Annotated in this window: 16 protein-coding genes; 7 read left to right on the top strand and 9 right to left on the bottom strand. The window is 35.2% G+C overall.

Annotated features, from left to right (window positions below):
• Window positions 1-234: 234 nt before the first annotated feature.
• Entirely contained in the window at window positions 235-2,064 is a 1,830-nt protein-coding gene (gene glmS, locus ACW8TM_RS02565) for a glutamine--fructose-6-phosphate transaminase (isomerizing) (RefSeq protein ID WP_491531711.1), read from the top strand.
• Window positions 2,065-2,074: 10 nt separating this feature from the next.
• On the top strand, window positions 2,075-3,268 hold the full coding sequence (locus ACW8TM_RS02570) for a sugar phosphate nucleotidyltransferase (RefSeq protein ID WP_491531712.1): 1,194 nt from the start codon (window positions 2,075-2,077) through the stop codon (window positions 3,266-3,268).
• Window positions 3,269-3,324: 56 nt separating this feature from the next.
• Here ACW8TM_RS02570 and ACW8TM_RS02575 read toward each other — a convergent pair whose 3' ends face one another.
• The 6 genes from ACW8TM_RS02575 to ACW8TM_RS02600 all read right to left on the bottom strand — a co-directional run bounded on the left by ACW8TM_RS02575 (window position 3,325) and on the right by ACW8TM_RS02600 (window position 8,521).
• A complete protein-coding gene (locus ACW8TM_RS02575; protein ID WP_491531713.1) occupies window positions 3,325-4,056 on the bottom strand; it encodes a hypothetical protein in 732 nt (243 codons plus the stop codon).
• On the bottom strand, window positions 4,056-4,928 hold the full coding sequence (locus ACW8TM_RS02580; RefSeq protein ID WP_491531714.1) for a hypothetical protein: 873 nt from the start codon (window positions 4,926-4,928) through the stop codon (window positions 4,056-4,058). The genes ACW8TM_RS02575 and ACW8TM_RS02580 overlap by 1 nt, the downstream gene beginning before the upstream one ends.
• 1 nt (window position 4,929) lies before the next feature.
• Window positions 4,930-5,580: a hypothetical protein gene (locus ACW8TM_RS02585; RefSeq protein ID WP_491531715.1), complete on the bottom strand. Its 651-nt coding sequence runs from the start codon at window positions 5,578-5,580 to the stop codon at window positions 4,930-4,932.
• Window positions 5,581-5,591: 11 nt separating this feature from the next.
• Window positions 5,592-6,395: a DUF6754 domain-containing protein gene (locus ACW8TM_RS02590; protein ID WP_491531716.1), complete on the bottom strand. Its 804-nt coding sequence runs from the start codon at window positions 6,393-6,395 to the stop codon at window positions 5,592-5,594.
• Between the two features lie 164 nt (window positions 6,396-6,559).
• On the bottom strand, window positions 6,560-7,972 hold the full coding sequence (locus tag ACW8TM_RS02595) for a pyruvate carboxylase subunit B (protein WP_491531717.1): 1,413 nt from the start codon (window positions 7,970-7,972) through the stop codon (window positions 6,560-6,562).
• A gap of 9 nt (window positions 7,973-7,981) precedes the next feature.
• Window positions 7,982-8,521, bottom strand: coding sequence for an acyl-CoA carboxylase biotin carboxyl carrier protein subunit (locus tag ACW8TM_RS02600; RefSeq protein ID WP_491531718.1), 540 nt, complete (start codon window positions 8,519-8,521; stop codon window positions 7,982-7,984).
• An 83-nt stretch (window positions 8,522-8,604) separates the two neighbouring features.
• Here ACW8TM_RS02600 and pxpB point away from each other — a divergent pair, with 83 nt between their 5' ends.
• Window positions 8,605-10,380, top strand: coding sequence for a 5-oxoprolinase subunit PxpB (gene pxpB, locus ACW8TM_RS02605; RefSeq protein WP_491531719.1), 1,776 nt, complete (start codon window positions 8,605-8,607; stop codon window positions 10,378-10,380).
• 53 nt (window positions 10,381-10,433) lie between these two features.
• Here pxpB and ACW8TM_RS02610 read toward each other — a convergent pair whose 3' ends face one another.
• Window positions 10,434-11,738: a hydroxymethylglutaryl-CoA reductase, degradative gene (locus ACW8TM_RS02610; RefSeq protein ID WP_491531873.1), complete on the bottom strand. Its 1,305-nt coding sequence runs from the start codon at window positions 11,736-11,738 to the stop codon at window positions 10,434-10,436.
• A 76-nt stretch (window positions 11,739-11,814) separates the two neighbouring features.
• Here ACW8TM_RS02610 and ACW8TM_RS02615 point away from each other — a divergent pair, with 76 nt between their 5' ends.
• The 4 genes from ACW8TM_RS02615 to ACW8TM_RS02630 all read left to right on the top strand — a co-directional run bounded on the left by ACW8TM_RS02615 (window position 11,815) and on the right by ACW8TM_RS02630 (window position 15,149).
• Window positions 11,815-12,591, top strand: coding sequence for an electron transfer flavoprotein subunit beta/FixA family protein (locus tag ACW8TM_RS02615; RefSeq protein WP_491531720.1), 777 nt, complete (start codon window positions 11,815-11,817; stop codon window positions 12,589-12,591).
• Window positions 12,592-12,594: 3 nt separating this feature from the next.
• Complete coding sequence (locus ACW8TM_RS02620) at window positions 12,595-13,563, top strand: electron transfer flavoprotein subunit alpha/FixB family protein (protein WP_491531721.1); 969 nt, start codon at window positions 12,595-12,597, stop codon at window positions 13,561-13,563.
• Window positions 13,564-13,753: 190 nt separating this feature from the next.
• Complete coding sequence (locus ACW8TM_RS02625; protein ID WP_491531722.1) at window positions 13,754-14,278, top strand: 4Fe-4S dicluster domain-containing protein; 525 nt, start codon at window positions 13,754-13,756, stop codon at window positions 14,276-14,278.
• 1 nt (window position 14,279) lies between these two features.
• Window positions 14,280-15,149, top strand: coding sequence for a CoB--CoM heterodisulfide reductase iron-sulfur subunit B family protein (locus ACW8TM_RS02630; RefSeq protein ID WP_491531723.1), 870 nt, complete (start codon window positions 14,280-14,282; stop codon window positions 15,147-15,149).
• Window positions 15,150-15,157: 8 nt separating this feature from the next.
• Here ACW8TM_RS02630 and ACW8TM_RS02635 read toward each other — a convergent pair whose 3' ends face one another.
• Both ACW8TM_RS02635 and ACW8TM_RS02640 read right to left on the bottom strand, forming a co-directional pair.
• On the bottom strand, window positions 15,158-16,405 hold the full coding sequence (locus ACW8TM_RS02635; RefSeq protein WP_491531724.1) for a nickel-dependent lactate racemase family protein: 1,248 nt from the start codon (window positions 16,403-16,405) through the stop codon (window positions 15,158-15,160).
• Between the two features lie 9 nt (window positions 16,406-16,414).
• Window positions 16,415-18,382: a 4Fe-4S binding protein gene (locus ACW8TM_RS02640; protein ID WP_491531725.1), complete on the bottom strand. Its 1,968-nt coding sequence runs from the start codon at window positions 18,380-18,382 to the stop codon at window positions 16,415-16,417.
• Between the last annotated feature and the right edge of the window lie 8 nt (window positions 18,383-18,390).

Raw genomic sequence — 18,390 nt, forward strand, 5'->3', positions numbered from 1 at the left:
AATAAATAGATTTTGTTCAACTTATTTTTAATCCAGATAATTAAATTTAATTAAGATAATATACTAAGAATGAATAAATTTTGAATAAAATTTGTAAATTTTTTAGAAATAATGAACTAATTATGTTATGAGGTAAAATCATAAACTCGATAAAATAATCTACTGTGATGTTAATTTTGAAAAAGGAACAAGCTTATAATTTAATTGGGATAATATAAATATTATTTTGAGACTATGTGTGGAATTATAGGGTTAACAGCGATTGAAAACTATTTAAGAGAACCTATTGGTTCTATTATACGTAGATGTCTAAAGAGACTTGAGTATAGAGGATACGACTCAGTTGGATACGCATATTTAGATAAACAGGAAATTAGAATTGTCGTTAGGAAAGCTAAAGGCAAAATTGATGATGTAGCAAGGATTCTTGACTTTAAAAATGCACGTAGTAACATTGCAATTGGGCATACTCGATGGGCTACTCATGGAAAGCCAAGCAATGAAAATGCACATCCACATATTGATTGTAATGGAAAAATAGCAGTTGTGCATAATGGAATTATTCAAAATTACATGGAAATAAAAGAAAAATTAGTTATTAAGGGACATATTTTTAGAAGCGAAACAGATACAGAGGTTATTCCACATCTACTTGAGGAATACTTAAAGGTTGGAATGGAACCATTAGACGCTTTGAGAGAAACATTAAGACATCTAAAGGGAGCATTCGCTTTTGCAGCAATTTTTACCCAAGAACCAAATAAAATCTTCTTTGCTAAAATGACCTCTCCCTTAGTTTTAGGTATAAGCGATAAAGCAAAATTTCTTGCAAGCGATATTCCCGCGTTTCTAGAATTCACCAATAAGGTTATTATTTTAAGAGACGGTGAATTTGGATACATCTCACCTAGGGAAGTATATATTGAAAGTTTTGATCGAGGAGGAGTCAATGTTAGAGATAGAATTCGAGTAATTAGTTGGACTCCCCAAATGGCTATGAAGGGTGGATATCCACATTTCATGCTAAAGGAAATTCACGAACAACCATTAGCTATGCGAAGAACTCTCCAATCATTAAATATAAAAGAAATTTCAAAGGCTGTGGACTTGATAATGAATTCAAGGAAGATTTTTATTACAGCTTGTGGAACATCCTATCATGCAGGTTTAGTAGCTGATTATGCTTTAAGCTCATTACTGGGACTTCCATCCTTCACCTTTATCGCATCTGAATACCTAAAATACTCTAAGGCATTTGGAGAAGGTGATGTTGGTATAGTTATTTCACAGTCAGGAGAAACTATAGATAGCTTAATTGCACTGAGAAAAATGAAGGAGAAAAATGTAAAGATTATTGCTATTTCAAATGTGATTGATAGTGCAATTCCACGTGAGGCAGATATAGCCATTTACACTAGAGCTGGACCAGAAATTGGTGTTGCAGCTACAAAAACATTTACAACCCAAATAATAACACTATTAAAAGTAATCTTACAAGCTGCAAAGCAATATGGTGAAGATGTTGAAAGTATAGAGATAGAATTGGAAAGAACACCAAAAATTTCTAGTAAAGTCATTAGAGCACATGAAGCTAAATGTAGAGAAATAGGTAGAAGGCTAAGTGATGCAAAAAGCGTCTTTTATCTAAGTAGAGGTATTGGTGTTCCATTATCAATGGAAGGTGCGTTAAAATTGAAAGAAATAGCATATATACATGCAGAAGCTTATCCAGCAGGAGAGAGTAAACATGGACCGATAGCACTCATCGAACCAAACTTTCCCGTAGTATTTTCAATGTTGCTTGATGAATATAGAGAAAGCTTGATAGGAAATATCATGGAAATGAAGGCCCGTGAAGCCTATACTATTGGTTTAATTCCTCAAAGTGAAAAACGAACAGTAAAACATTTGGATACCTATATTGGTTTGCCTAATATAAATCAATTAATAGCTCCAATAATATATGTAATACCAATGCAACTAATAGCATATTATTCAGCAGTTTCCAGGGGGTATGATCCGGATAAACCAAGGAATTTAGCTAAAACAGTTACAGTTGAGTGAGGTGAAGGAAATGAATGAAAGTAGATTTAAAGCCCTAATTTTAGCTGGTGGCGAAGGTAGAGAAATGAAACCTCTATCAGAAAATTATCCTAAAACTCTGTTAAAGATACTTGGAAAACCAGTTATAGGTTATGTTTTAGATGCATTAATAAATCTAGGTATAAAAAACACAATAATTGTTGTAAACAATATTGAATTGTTTAGAAAAGAATTAATGGAATACACTGATAAAATTGAAATCCAATTTATTAAACAGAAAGAACCTGAAGTTGAAGGTGCAATCATTTCCGCTTCAAATTTAATTGATGAAAATGAAATATTCCTATTAGCATACGGTGATATTATAGTCCCAAAGGAAGCCTATAGAGTCTTATTAAGCTCATATATCGACAGAGATGGAGATGGAGCTATACTCATTACACCTCAAAGGGAATTATCAACCTATGGTTTACCAATAATCAATGAAAAATACATTTTAACATCAATTATTGAAAAACCAAAGGAAAAATATGAGGTAGAATATGCAGTTGCAGGAGCTTATGTTCTTCCAGGGCGATTCATCAGCATTCTTGAAGAGGTGATGAACGTTACTTTAGCAATTAATAAACTTGCCAGTGAAATGAGGATAGTTACAGCTCTTTGGGGTGATTGGTGGGTTGATGTAGGCTATCCATGGGATTTAATTACAGCTACAGAAAATCTTCTAAAAGAAATCAATAGCACTATTATCAGTAAAGATGTAGATATTTCATCGAGAGCCATAATAGAGGGGCCTGTGATAATAGATTCCAAGGCAGTTATAGATCACAACGCTATAATTAGAGGTCCAGTCTATATAGGTGAAAATGTATATATTGGAACAGGCTCACTCATAAGGAATTATGCCTCCATAGAAAAAAATTCAATTATAGGAGCATATGCTGAAATTTCTAGATCAAACATCCAGCCAAGAGTAAGTATAGGAAGGTTAAGCTTCATTGGAGATTCAGTCATTGGCATGAATAGTGTAGTTGAGCCGGGAGTCACAACCCTAAATGTACTGCCATCAGGAGTTGAAGTAAGTAGACTTCACCCAGTAAAAATTAGAGGAAAATTCATCTCAAAACTAGGAGCTATTATAGGAAATAACTGTAGAGTGAAAGCTCACACTAAAATTTATCCTGGAACTATTATAAAGAGCAATGAAATATATCCCAAAGAATAGTGTAATTTTAAATTTATTGAATTAAGTTAAACAATAAAATAAATAAAAGTGGAAATTTATGTTGATGAAGTAGTTACTTTAGTCTTTTTCCAGTAGTCATAGGCTAATAGACTGCCAAGTATAATTACAGCAAATATTCCGAAGAATGTTTTCGCCTCAGCTGGATTAGGTGGAATTCCAAGTAGAAATTGACATCTACCAATGAATAATGCCATTCTAGTCATCACTGTGTATCCATAGGCCGCACCAAAGCCGGCCATCATGACCCATCTAGCAATAACTAGGGTACCTTTAGCAGGACCCTTTAACTCATAGCTGAATATGAAGTATATGAGGACTAAAGTAAGTGAAATTACAACTAAGAAGTTGTTAAAGCTTTTTAATGGATCTCCAGGTACAACCCATGCCATTTGAGCTGTAGCTCTTATCTGATCAACAAACTGTGTTTTAACCAATCTACTTACTGCCAATCCTAGACCAGTACCCACTGAAACTGCTAATGGAAACCTATAAAGCCAGAAGTATCTCTTACTGAAGTAGAAGTAGTAAAGTAAACCAAATAGAATTGCAAGCCAGAAGAATCCAGCTTTAGCTGGATCAGCAGTCCATTTAGTGTAAGTCTTCATTAACCAGTCAAAGCTTAGTGCTATACCAACACCTACAGCTGAACCTACGAAGACATGCTCTGCCAATCTTGACCATGGATTTTCACGATATGTAAAGCTATAAACAGCCAATGTAAATAATACAGCTACAGCAGTTCCAAGAGTTTCAATTTCTCCTGCCATTATTTTCTCACCCCTTTAGCTCTAAGGCTAAAGTAACCAATATTTCCAATTATCACGAAAATTATCACCAGTATATGTGACGTCGATAGTGCATCTGCAGAAGCTGTTCCAAGTCCAAGTCTACCCACTAATTGTTCATATTCAGCCGCAGCTCTTACTCCAGGAAGAAGTGCAGTTAACTGTCCAGCATGTCTAGCTGGAACTAGTTCTGGTGCGCCTACTGCCACTATTGCAACAATTATTGGTGTTTCATATATTGACCACCATTGTCTAATCCATTCTGGGGCACCTGGAGTTCCTGATTCAATGCTTACGAGCAGGTCTACATCTTCTGCTGTTTTAATGTCAGCCATCATTGGAAGATCACCCACGGGTGTGCCCCAGAAATCTGCAGGGGCAGCTGTATGCATGTCTTGTCCAAATGCCCTCATTCCAGTTTCTCCTCCTGGGATCCATCCAAGAAATACCCAGTCTTCCCCATACTTCTTTCCATAGATTTTCTCGATTCCTGTTCTTGGGTCTTCACCTGCACTAAGCTCTTTGAGCGCTATTTCAGCTACTAATGAGCCTTCTGACCATATGGCTATTATTACAACTTTAAGTGGTCTTGAGAATAAGTGGTGGAGGAATGCTAAATCATGTGGATAAAGTTCAGGCATTCCGGCAAAACTATGGTCAAAAGATACAACTACGACACTTCCTGCTGGTAAATCTTCAATAAATTGATAGGCAACCCTAGTTTCTTCACTAATCGAAACTGGTAAGCCTATAGGTGATAAGAGTGGCCATAGTACAGCAATCCATAAAAGTAGATATATAATTCTCCTATCTATGTTTTCTAGTTTTTCCCATATCGTAACTTCTTCAGACATTTTATTCACCTCCACCTCTGAAGTATCCCCGCTCTACACCCATGAATGTTCGCGCGGCTAATACTAATGAACCTAGTCCAGCACCGATTCTAATTGCTCTCATAGTAGCTAGGTTAGGTACATCGAATAACCATGTCTTAATATCGGCGAAGCCTGCCCAGGCAGCAGTTCCTGCAGGCGCATTACCCAGCATTACAAGTGTTCCACTGATTAACAATATAGCGGCGTCTATATTTCTAGCTTTAAATGCTCTGTATGCAGCGGAAGTTATGAAGAACGCTAATATGGAGTACATCGTTGATGATAGAGCTACAGTCATGTTTCTATATATGAACTGGTAGACTTGATTTTGCTTTCCGAGGCCTAGTTGTGGTATGGGTAGACCTGCAATTATCATTAATGTCATTAGTGCTAAGAGCAATGCACTAAATTCCCATCCTGCTCTCTTCATTTTAACTTTAGGTATGTGAAGTAGATATAGTGAGCCTGCTCCTAGGAATAAAGCTGCAGTGCCTACAATCATTTGCCATTCAACAAAGTCATCTGCAACTGCCTCCCATTGTGGAATATTGAAGAAGTATGGCACTACTTGCAGAATAGCACATATTACGGTTATCGCAACAGGTATTTCAACTCTCTTATACCAGGCCATTCATCTCACCTCTAAGAGCTAAGAAAGTCAACAATCACTTTTATTCCACCTGTTGTTAGTAGTGCTCCTAGAAAACCTAGTATCATTGCAATGTATTTACCAACATCTTGAGCTACAATGCTTGCAAGCATCATTGCATCTTTAGATAGGTACGCACCTGCAGCATAAATTTCCTCTCCAATTAGACAGTAATCAGTAGCTACTACGAAGAATGGTATCTGATGTGTGTTAGCTGTTCCTGATACTTGTACTGCTCCAGCTCTATATCCTGTTTCTGCTAATTGTAGTGATTCAGCCCAATATGCACCAATCATTATGTTTGCAGCTGCTTTTTCTCGATCCATTAAGCTCATATAAGATAATGAATATGCGAATTGCCACGGTGATAAGTACATGATATCCTCTTTTCTAAATTGTTCTGGTTTGCCTTCAAGCTTATATGCAGTTTCTACAATTTCAGTTGCAATGGGTAATATGGCTAGGACACGGACTGGTACAATTAATCTCGTACCATATCTCGCACACATTTGAGCTACATAGCTTAATACACCGAGGCCAGCAATAGTCTGAGGCCCATAAGTTGCACTTGATAATCCTGCAATTCCATGTGAACAGAATACTGGTCTACCCATCTCTGTAGCTCTACCTATTGCTTCATCAATAGCATCTAATCCTGGGACACGACGTATTTTTGGCACTATTCCTCGTCTAGCACGTTGAATAAAATAGAAAGCTGCACCCATAATGATTATCAGCATAATTAGTGGTGCAGTTCTTGCTTCCTTTAGAATAGTTTCAAATAATATGGGATTCAAAGTTTTCCCCTCTCAAAATCTTCTATTTAATACTATGTCATGATGAATATAGATTATGATGATATTTAAGACTTACGTCAAATAATTAGCAATCTAACATAAATTTTTGCACTTTGTAAAGAAAGATTTTTACATAGTAAAAAACCACTATGGAAAAATGAAAGCTACTTTAAATCTTCTTCAACTGAAACCTTATAAACTTCCCCTTCTATCATTATTTCAAGACGACTAATTTTACGATTCAAGTAGCGTTTTCTCCATTTAAAGTAGTTTAATGCTACTTCAGGGAAAAGTGCGTAAGTCAAGTAGTCTTCCTCCTTCACAACTAAATCTTTTGGCAACTTCTTTTTTACTTCATTTAGAAGTGGTTTTAGGAGGTCTGCTGGTCGACATTGTATGGGTTTTTCATCTCCTAAAGCAATTTTCATGACATCCTTATTTATTGATGCTGGTGGCTTTCCATATAGACCCTTTATGTAGTCCTTAACTTCTTTAATTATCACTTTATATCTGCCAAATAACACATTTATCACTGCTTGTGTCCCTACAATTTGAGATAATGGTGTAACTAGTGGAGGCCAACCTAAATCTTTCCTGACTCGTGGCACTTCTTCCAATACTTCACTGAGTTTATCTTCAGCATTCTGTTCTCTTAATTGTGCTAGAAGGTTACTATACATTCCACCTGGAATTTGATGTTCAATGACTCTTGCATCTACTGGTGGATTTTTGAGTGCATAATCAAATTCATGGTATTTTTGTCTAATTTTCCAAAAGTATTTGGAAACCTCCAGTAATAACTTTAAGTTTAATTTAGGGTCATGTGGAGTATTGTTTAAGGTGACAGTTATTGTTTCTGCTGGAGGATGAGAAGTATGCATTGACATTGAAGAAACTACGCAATCTATAAAATCAGCACCTGCCTCAACTGCCTTAATTAGAGTTATTGGAGCAAAACCACCAGTTGTATGGGAATGAACATTAATGGATAAGTCTACTTCCTTCTTAATTCTTGACACCAATTCATATGCTGTGTAAGGCTTTAGTATTCCAGCCATATCCTTAATGGTTATACAATCTATATCCATACTGGAAATTTCCTTTGCGAGATTTACATAATAGTCGATAGTGTGAATTGGACTTGTTGAGTAGACCATGCATACTTGAACTTCAGCACCAAGCTTCTTAGCTGTTTTAACAGTTATCTTTAAATTTCTCAAGTCATTCAAAGCATCAAAGATACGAAAGACGTCTATACCGTTCTCAAAGGCCTTCTCTACAAACTTTATACATACATCATCTGGGTAATGATGGTATCCAACTAAGTTTTGACCTCTAAGAAGCATTAAAAGCTTTGTCTTCTTAATTTTACTCCTTATAATTCTTAGTCTCTCCCAGGGATCCTCTTTTAGAAACCTTAATGGAGCATCAAAGGTTGCACCACCCCACATTTCGAGAGCATAAAAGCCTATGTCATCCATCAATTCAAGGATCGGAAGCATATCTTCAGTTTTCATGCGAGTTGCAAGCAATGATTGATGTGCATCTCTTAAAGTTAAGTCAATTATCTTTACCATTAAAGTCACCTATAACAATGCAAGTTTATTTTTACGCTCAATTATAATCAGCGGATCGTTAATTTTAACTCTATCTCCTACCTTAACTAAAATTTTCTTTACAATCCCAGCCAGAGGAGAGTTAAGCTCAATTTCCATCTTCATAGCCTCCATAACTAGAAGTAAATCCTCTTTTTCAACCAAGTCTCCTTCTTGAACCAAAATTTTTAATATCTTACCAGTAGTTTGAGCCTTGATTAACACTTCACCTTCCTCAAGCTTAATTTCATCCTTCTTTGAAGACTCAACTCTAATTTCTTCGATACTTTTTTCTGTTATAGGTAAAATACTGAGAATATTGTTCATATAGCTCACTCTAAAAACTTCACTATTGAGCTTAACTTCAATTTTACTACTATTTATTGGAGAAATACTAATATGAAAAACATTATTTGAAACATTTACTTTTAAGTTTGGTATAATCGAATCTTTATATCTGGCCCAGAATTTATATGCTGCAATTATTGCTGCTATTTTTATTTTTGTTTGTATTGACGCATCAAGATTCAATTTACATCTCCCAATGGCTTTAAAAGAGCACCCTTTATATAACCTTAATTGATAAGAAGCTGATAGCTACTGGAGAGAGTTCAATGACGATATATTCAGAATTTAAGATAAAAATGATGGGTGAAACAGCAGTATTAATTGAAGTTGCAAATAAAATAAGTAGAGAAGCGAATAGCTATGTTCTTGCACTTAAGAAGAAATTGGAAGAAAAAACAAGGAAGATGGATGGGATCTTCGAATTTGTTCCAGCCTATACGACTCTTCTAATTCATTATGATCCAGGACGAGTATCAATTGATAATTTAATGAAAGTAATTAAAGAAAGTGAAAATGAAGTAAAAAAGAGAGACATTGAAGAAATTGTAGGTAGAAGAAAAATTATTGAAATCCCCATAGTATATGGCGGGGAATTTGGTCCCGATCTTAAATTCATTGCTGAATATGCAGGTTTGACTATTGATGAAGTTATTAAGATTCATTCAAGCCAGACATACCTGGTATATATGATAGGTTTCACTCCGGGATTTACATACATGGGTGAAGTCCCTGACGTCATAGCTGTTCCTAGATTGGAAAAACCTAGATTAAGGGTGCCAGCAGGTTCAGTTGGAATTGCAGGTAAGCAAACTGGAATTTATCCAATTGAAAGTCCAGGTGGATGGCGAATCATTGGTAGAACTCCATTAAAATTATTTGATCCAACTTCTCCAAAACCAACTCTTCTAAATGCGGGGGATCTTGTGAGATTTAAGCCCATTTCAGAAAAAGAATATGAAAAACTAAGAAAAATTGAAAGAATAACTAAGAAAATAGAGAGAAAAGGTGAAGTTACATTACAAGTGTTAAATGCAGGTCCAGGAGTGACAGTGCAAGACTTAGGTAGAATAGGTTTTAGAAAATATGGTGTACCATTTTCAGGAGCTCTTGATAAGAAATCATTCATGATAGCCAATATTCTCGTCGGTAATGATCTTAACTCTGCATGTATAGAAGTTTTCCAAAGTAGTTTAACACTAAAAGCGTTAAAAAATGTAATAATAGCGATAACAGGGGCAGAAGTTTATGCAACAATTAACGGTGACAGGATTCCAACATATCAGGCTACGATTTTAAGAAAAAATGATGAATTAACTATTCAGCAGTTTGAAAAAGGTCAAGTCGCATATATTGCAGTAGCAGGTGGAATTGAAGAACCAATATTATTGGGAAGTAAATCACATTATCCCAAAGCAGGTATTGGAAGAATTTTAAAAAGTGGAGACTTTCTATATATAGGGAAACTTAAAGATAAAAACATATTCAAAAGTTATCCTGCCAGAAAAGCTCCTAATAAGTTTAAACAAGTTATAAATGGAGAAGTTACATTACGGGTCGTATTAGGCCCCCATGACAATTATTTCGCTGATGAAGTTATTCAAGACTTTCTTAATAGCATATTTATAGTAACACCTTACATTGACAGGATGGGATTTAGATTAACTAAATTGAAAGGTGAAATTTATGGAGGCATAGGTAGATTGATATCGTGTGGTACAATGCCCGGAGCTATACAAATTCCACCTGATGGAAACCCAATAGTATTGATGGCTGATGCTCAAACAACTGGTGGCTATCCGATTATAGGCACAGTAATTCTTCATGATTTAGACATACTGGCACAAGCTCAGCCAGGAACAAAGGTTAAATTTAAACAAGTACCATTGGACGAAGCAGTTAACGAATACTTCAACATATTTAAAGTCATTGAAGAACTCAAAGCAATACTCAAAGAAGAAGTTGAAAAATTAACTTTAAAATTTGAGTATCTACAAGTAAAATATCATAGTAGGTTACTGGATGTCTGGATTTCCAAACACTAACTACATATTTCTCCATTCTACATTAACTTCTAAGTTAAATGATGCCCTCACAGTTATTTGCTTGAACGTATTTTCATGAGAATTTCTTTAGCTTTATCAATTCTTATAACTCGCATTTTTATCATTTCTTCTACTACTTGATCTATTTCTCTACCCACTGCCCCAGCCATGATAGCAATATTTCTTGCATGAAGTTTCATGTGTCCCCTTTGAATTCCTTCCGTTGCAAGCGCTCTTATTGCTGCGAGATTTTGTGCTAATCCAACTGCACCCATAATTTCAGCTAATTCAACACCACTTTTTACACCCAGAATTTTTAGACAAACTTTAGCTATCGGGTTTGTTCTTGTTGCACCACCAATTATTCCAACAGCTAATGGAAGCTCTATCCATCCTACTAGATCGCCATTCTCATCCTTCTCCCAAACAGTTAGGGGCATATATCTTCCGAATCTAGCTGCATAGGCATGTGCCCCTGCTTCTAGAGCCCTTGTATCATTACCTGTGGCTAATGCGATAGCTATTATTCCATTCATTATCCCCTTATTATGTGTAGCCGCTCTATAAGGATCCGCAGCTGCAAAGGCGTAAGCATAGATTATTCCATCAACAACATCTTCTCCACCTAAAACTTCTTTCGGTACTCTCGTATATGCTCTAACTAATCGTTTATCAGCTAAGTTTGAGAGTATTCTTAAATATACTTTGCCTCCAGTTATCTTTTCAATGTAAGGGGCTACTGCTTCTGTCATAGTGTTAACTGCATTCGCGCCCATTGCATCTTTGACATCAACAATTAAATGTGTTATCACCATTGGTCCAAGCATTGAATCGATTATTCTAACTTCAAGGTCCTTTGCTCCTCCACCCAACTTAACGAGTATTGGGTCTTGCTGATTAGCTATTTCTAAAATTTCATTTTTATGACTTAAAATAACATATTTCGCCTTATAAGGCGACATGACACCTACAAGTTGAATTTGACCAATCATAAATGGACCCGTACTTTGAGTGAATATTCCTCCACCAGCTCTAGTTAACTTTGCAGCATGACTGGCAGCTGCTACTACTGAAGGTTCTTCAATAGCCATTGGAATAAGATAATCCTTCTTGTTGATTAGAAAGTTAACTGCGATTCCTAGTGGGAGTTCAAGAGTTCCAATGACATTTTCAATCATCTTATCTGCCAAGTCAAGTGAAAGTCTACCAGTTTGTGTTAACAGTTTAGTTTCTTCATCAGTTAAATTAGCAAACTCCTTCACTTTCATTAATCTTTCATGTATAGACAATTTGTAGAAGCCAGAAATACGGGAAGTTTTACTCATAGAGATTCCTCCGACATAATTTAACTTTAAAATAATAAAAACTTAATGAAGCAATCGATGCTAAACGTTAAATTTACATGTGTAAATGAATTTACAGGAGGCTAAACTTATGAGAATAGCGGTATGTATTAAACAAGCCATAGATGTATCACAATTAAGAATAGATCAAAACACTAGGAAACCAATTATTACGGGAGTGCCGAGAAAAATGAGTGACATTGATAGAAATGCTGTCGAAGAAGCAGTTAGAATAAAAGAAAGACATGGAGGAAAAATTATTGCAATAACATTTGGCTCTGAAAAAGCAAGAGAAGTATTAAGAGAAGCATTAGCTATGGGTACAGATGAAGGAGTCTTAATTTTAAATGAAAAAATTGAAAATGCAGATACATATGTTACATCTGAAGTATTGGCAGCTACACTCAACAAATATGGACCATTCGATTTAATACTATGTGGAGAAGCTACAATAGATTCTTATTCCAGTCAAGTAGGACCAAGAATTGCAGCAATCCTAAATATTCCATGTATAAGCTATGTAAGAGCAGTTGAAATTAGGGATGGAAAAATTATTGCTGAAAGAGATTTAGAGGATAAATATGAAGTGGTAGAAGTCAATTTGCCCGCATTACTGGTAGTTACAAGAGAAATTAATGTTCCACGTCTACCTCCATTAATGGCAATTCTACGAGCTTCAAAGAAACCTATTCATAAAATCACCATAGATGATCTAGGCTTAGACATAATAGAACCTGCAGTTGAAATTCTAGATGTCTATGCACCAGAACTGAAACGTAAGATGTACATTATAAAGGATAAACCAGTAGATGAAGCAGTTCAAGAACTAATAGAATTACTGGCTAAGGAGGGAGTTTTAGGAGGATAGAAAATGACTGGGGAGATTTGGGTATTCTCAGAGAATGTTAATTTAATGGGCGAATTATTATCAAAGGCAAGTGACGTAGCTTCAAAAATTAAGTGCAAAACTGCAGCAATCCTGCTTTCGAGTAGAGCTGAAAACCCGTCGGAGTTATTTCAATATGGGGCAGAAAAAGTATATGTAATTGAGAAAGAAGAGTTGAAAGAAGTTATTCCTGAAGTTTATGCAGACCTTTTAGTAAAAATAGCTGAGAAATATAACCCAACCGCAATAATTTTAAGCTCAACAAAAAATGGAAAAGACATAGCTTCAAAAATAGCTGCAAAGTTGAAGCTTGGATGCGTAACTGAGTGTATCGATATCGATTATGATATTGACAAAAACGCCTTTAAAGTTAAAAAGACAGTCTATGCTGGAAAAGCTATTGCAACAGAAATTATAAAATCAAAACCAGCAATAATTACTGTCCCGCCTAAAACCTTTGAAGCAATTAAAAGAGAAGAAATAAAAGGTGAAATAGTAAAGATAGAAGAAATTAAAATAACTTCACCTCGAATAAAGGTAATCGAAGAGAGAGAAAAGGAAGTTAGAGGAATTCCACTAGAGGAAGCTGAAATACTAGTAGTTGGTGGAAGAGGATTTAAGCGTAAAGAAGATTTCAAAATGCTTGAAGAATTAGCAGATTTATTAAGGGGACAAGTTTCCTGTTCAAGACCAATATCAGCAGACCTCAAATGGTTACCAGATTGGGTAGGACTTTCAGGACATAAAGTTAAACCTAAATTATATATGGGATTTGGTGTTTCAGGTGCAGTTCAACATTTAGCTGGAATACAGGGTTCAAAAATAATTGTTGCAGTAAATAAGGATCCCGAAGCACCAATATTTAAAGCTGCAGATTACGGAATTGTAGGAGACTTATACGAGATACTTCCAGCATTAATCAGAACACTTAGAGAAAGAAAACTTCCTAAATAACGTTCCAATATTTTTCCTTCTTTCGACTTGTATTTAATTAGGAGACTACCATACTCGAGGCAATAATAGTCAAGCTGATTTGTATGGTGATTGAACCGTCAATTTGAACTATTAAGAGAGAAAATAGACTTTCAGAAAGCTTAAATCATTAATAATGCAAACTACATGAGAATTAAAGGAGGATTAAAATATGGGTGAAGCAGTTACAAGTCTAACTAAAATTTCTAAGAGAGAATTACTTGAAAAAATATTAAAGATTCCAGGAGACCAGCAACCATTAAATTGTATGCAATGTGGAAAATGTACAAGTGGATGTACAATAATGGTTTTACTTGAGAATTATCCGCATAGAGTTGTAGATAAAGTTAGGCTTGGAATTATTGAAGAGTTATTGAAATCAGATGTGATATGGGCTTGTACACAATGTTTAAAATGTAAGGAAGCATGTCCTCAACGTGTTTCACCAGTTGAAGTATTTCTGGCCTTGAGGAATTTATCCATAAATATGGGTGCAAGCCTACCAGAGGCTTATATGAAAATGCTTAGCACAACTTTAGAAACAGGATTTATCCAAGAACAAGTAGAAGTAATTGGAAAGGATGGAAGAACATATACTCGTAGAACACTTGGACTACCACCAGTGAGAGGTCCTAAAAACTTAGAAAAATATCAACTTGCGGTGATGACAGCCTTCGAGAAGACAGTTGGTGATTAAAATGGAATATATATTATATCCAGGATGTACAGTCTTAACAGAACAGTATGGCTATGAAATTTCAACAAGAAATGTTATGAAAAAATTAGGAATTCAACTTGAAGACCCAGAAAATATTTCATGTTGCGGCATGCCTTTAAGAAGTGTTAATGCCTATGGATGGATTTATCTTTCAGCTAGGAACATGGCAGTTCTGAAGGAATATGACAAGGAAGTAATATTGCTGTGTAATTGGTGTCATTTATCTTTTACTCATGTTAAGAAAATATTAAGTGAAAATGATGAGTTGGAATTATGGGTCAATGAAATATTAAAAGAAGAAGACTTAGAATATAAAGAAGACTTAAGGTTTAAGCATATTATTGAAGTATTATATGATGATGTTGGGCTTGAAAATATTAGAAAAAAGATTGAAGTAAACCTTGAAAAATTAACATTTTCTCCACATTCAGGATGCCAATTTATTAGACCTACAGAGCTAGGTAGACCAGATGATGCCATTGAACCTAAAAAGCTTTTAAAGTTAATTGAAGTTCTTGGAGCTAAGGCTAAGTCGCATATGGGATGGCTTGAATGCTGTGGATGGGCAATTTCAAAAACTAATATAGATTCAGGTTTAACCCTAGCAGGAAACAGAATTAAGGTTGCAAGTGAAGCAGAAGTTGATGGAATTGTTGTTATCTGTCCTCATGGAGGCGAAATGCTAGATAAAAGACAGGAAGAGGCATTAAAGATTATTGGAGCAAAAAACCCAATACCAGTGGTATACTATACACAACTATTAGGCTTAGCTCTAGGCTTAAAGCCTGATGACTTAGGATTACAGCTAAATAAATCAAATATAAGTGATATTTTAAAGAAAATCATATAATCATCCAACTAATCAATTTTAGGTACAACCATAGAGGCATTATCGATAATTAGTACTCTAGAATCTTTACCCTTAAATCTTAGCGCTTCACTAATCGCATCTTGTAGGTTTTTGAATGGTCTTATACGTATCTTCTCCAATGTTTCTTTATTCATATTCGTGACAGCCCATATTTCAGCCCAGGTTTGTAATTCAGCAATTTTGGCAGCTTTATGGTAACCCAGACGATATTTCTTCTGAATTTTCTCTAAAATTTCATTTGGATTATTAGAGCTTGACAATAAATTGTAGAAATTCGGTGGACCTATACCTTCAGTACATGCTGCAACTAGGATTAGTACGCCATTTTTCTTAAGAGCTAACTTTGCATGCTCTATTGATTTATGAGCTTGATATAAATTGTTGTCCAGAGGAGAGTGTGTAATTGCGACTACAATATCCGCCTTCTCTTTAACTGGGACACAGTAAATTTTCATTGCATTATCTACACACCTATAAAATGAAGTGTTTATATGGCCTGCTGAAACATAAAAAACGCTATTTTTCCCACTTAATACCGTCATTATTGAAAAGATATCATCATACCTATCAAGAAGTTTTAATGAGTTCATCATATCTTCATGGACAGGGTTATCTGTTAAGGCTAAGGGTTTAGCCCTCTCATCCAATGCGAGTCTATGGTTTTGCTCTATAGATTTATAGGCTGCAGTTCCGGGAAGAAGAAATTTTCTTCCACCTGTAAATCCTGCAAAATAGTGTGGTTCAATTGACCCTATAACAATTATTTTATCACATTCTAAGAGAATATTGTTTACAAGTAATGTAGTCCCAAAGCTTGTTTCACCAATATAAGTCAGCTTATCATAGTTTCTACAATTGTGAATCACAATATTATCCCTATAAACATCATAAAATTTTCCAAATATCTGCCTTAATTCCGTTTCATTAGGAGGTCTATGTGCACCGCTTGCCACTATAAACGTTAAATCATAATGTTTGATATCATGATGGATATAGCTTAGTATCCTAGCTGTTGGTGTGGGACGTTCATGATCATTAACAACAACAGCGATATTCTTTGCATATGCTAAGAATGATGAAAGAGAGGGTAATTCGCATGGATTTTTGAGAACTAAACTAACCATTTTTGATTCGTTATTTACCTCAATTTTCCTAGGTGACAATATTTTAACATTTATATTATTTGGCAAATATAATTTCTTAATTTTATTAAAATAATAATAATTAAAGATCAATCGATCACCTTAACTTAATAGAGCTTTAACTGCTTCAACAATAACTTCATCTGAAAAGTGTTTCTGTGTTAATGCATTGTTTGGACATGCTGCAACACATGTTCCACATCCTCTACACATCGCTATTTCGACTTTAACAATTTTTTTGTCTAGGTCCATTTTTAATGCATTGTATGGACAAGATGCAATACAAATTCCACAGCCACTACAGAAGTCTTCATCTACTTCTACTATAAATGGTTCTGCTTCAACCTCACCTTTAGCTAAAAGTGATATTGTAGCAGCTGCAGCTGCTGAAGCTTGAGCGATTGTATCAGGAATATCCTTTAGTCCCTGTGCACATCCACAGATAAACACACCATTTACAGCTGTTTCAACAGGCTTTAATTTTGGATGAAGCTCAAGAAGAAATTCATCTTGGCTGAGGGGGAGTTTTAACATTGAAATCAATGGATTAATATGTTGATTAAGTACTAGTCCAGGCTCTAATATAACTAAATCAGCAGAAAATCTATATAGTTCGTTTGCTGTTATGTCAAATACGTCAAAAACAAGCTTTCCATTCTCTTCTATAATTTCCATTGGTTTCCCCTTAATTAGATAAACGTTTTCTAGCTTCCTTATTCTTTGATAAAATTCTTCAAATCCTTTTCCTGCAGCTCGTATATCAGTATAGAATATGTATATCTTTGAATTTGGTAGAGAGGATGTAATATAGTAAGCGTGTTTTAATCCAACCATACATCCAACTTTACAGCAGTATGGTAAGTGATTTTCATCTCTTGATCCTGCACACAATATGATTGCTACGTTTTCAGGTGCTTTACCATTTGATGGACAAATAATTTTACCCTTCGTTGGACCATCTGCGGCTGAAATTCTTTCAAATTCCATACCATGAATTACATTTTTAAATCTCCCATAGCCGTATTCACTTAGTTTTTTAACATCATATAGTTGGTAACCAGTTGCAATAATTATTGCGCCAACATTTAACTCAACAATTTCTTCTTTCATTTCATAGTTTATTGCTTTAACTTTACAGATCTTAGCACATAGTTGACAGACTCCCCTGGTAAGATATAGACAATGCTTCGGATCTATAAGATATGAACTTGGAATTGATTGAGCAAAAGGCCGATAAATTGCCTTTCTATAACTTAAACCATAGTTAAATTCATCTGGAACTTTAACTGGGCAAACTCTTGCACAATCACCACAGCTAATACATTTATCTCTCTCTACATATCTTGGCTTTCTAACCACTTTAACTTTGAAATCTCCAGCTCTACCGGAAATATCTATAACTTCAGAGTAGGTTAGAAGTGTTATGTTTTCATCTCTAGCAACTTCATTCATTAAAGGAGTGAGAATACAAAGAGAACAGTCTAATGTGGGGAATGTCTTATCTAATTTAGCCATTTGACCCCCAATACTGGGTTCACGCTCAACTAAGTAAACTTTAAATCCAGCCTTAGCGAGGTCAAGAGAAGCTCTAATACCAGCTATACCTCCGCCAATAACCAGGACTTCTTTTCGAGCAGGAAGTGTAATCTTCTCTATTGGTTGATAATTAATTACCCTTGCTATGGCCGCTTTGATTAGGTCGATGGCCTTTAATGTTGCCTTTTCAGGATCATCATAGTGAACCCAAGAACACTGTTCTCTAATATTAGCGATTTCAAGGAGAAATGGATTTATATTCGCCTCCTCCAGTGTTTTTCTAAATGTCTCCTCATGCATTCTAGGAGAGCATGCTGCTACAACAACTCTATCAATCTCTCCCTTTTTAAGATCATCAATAATCATTTTTTGTCCAAGTTCAGAGCACATGAATGGATAATGCTTAATTAGTGAGACATAATTTACTTTTGAAATTGCATCAACTACTTTATTTATATCAATTATATCAGCAATATTTTTTCCGCAATGACAAACATAGACACCAACTTTCAAGTACATCCCTCTAACGCTCAATGATACCC

Source organism: Candidatus Culexmicrobium sp. (assembly GCF_058356305.1).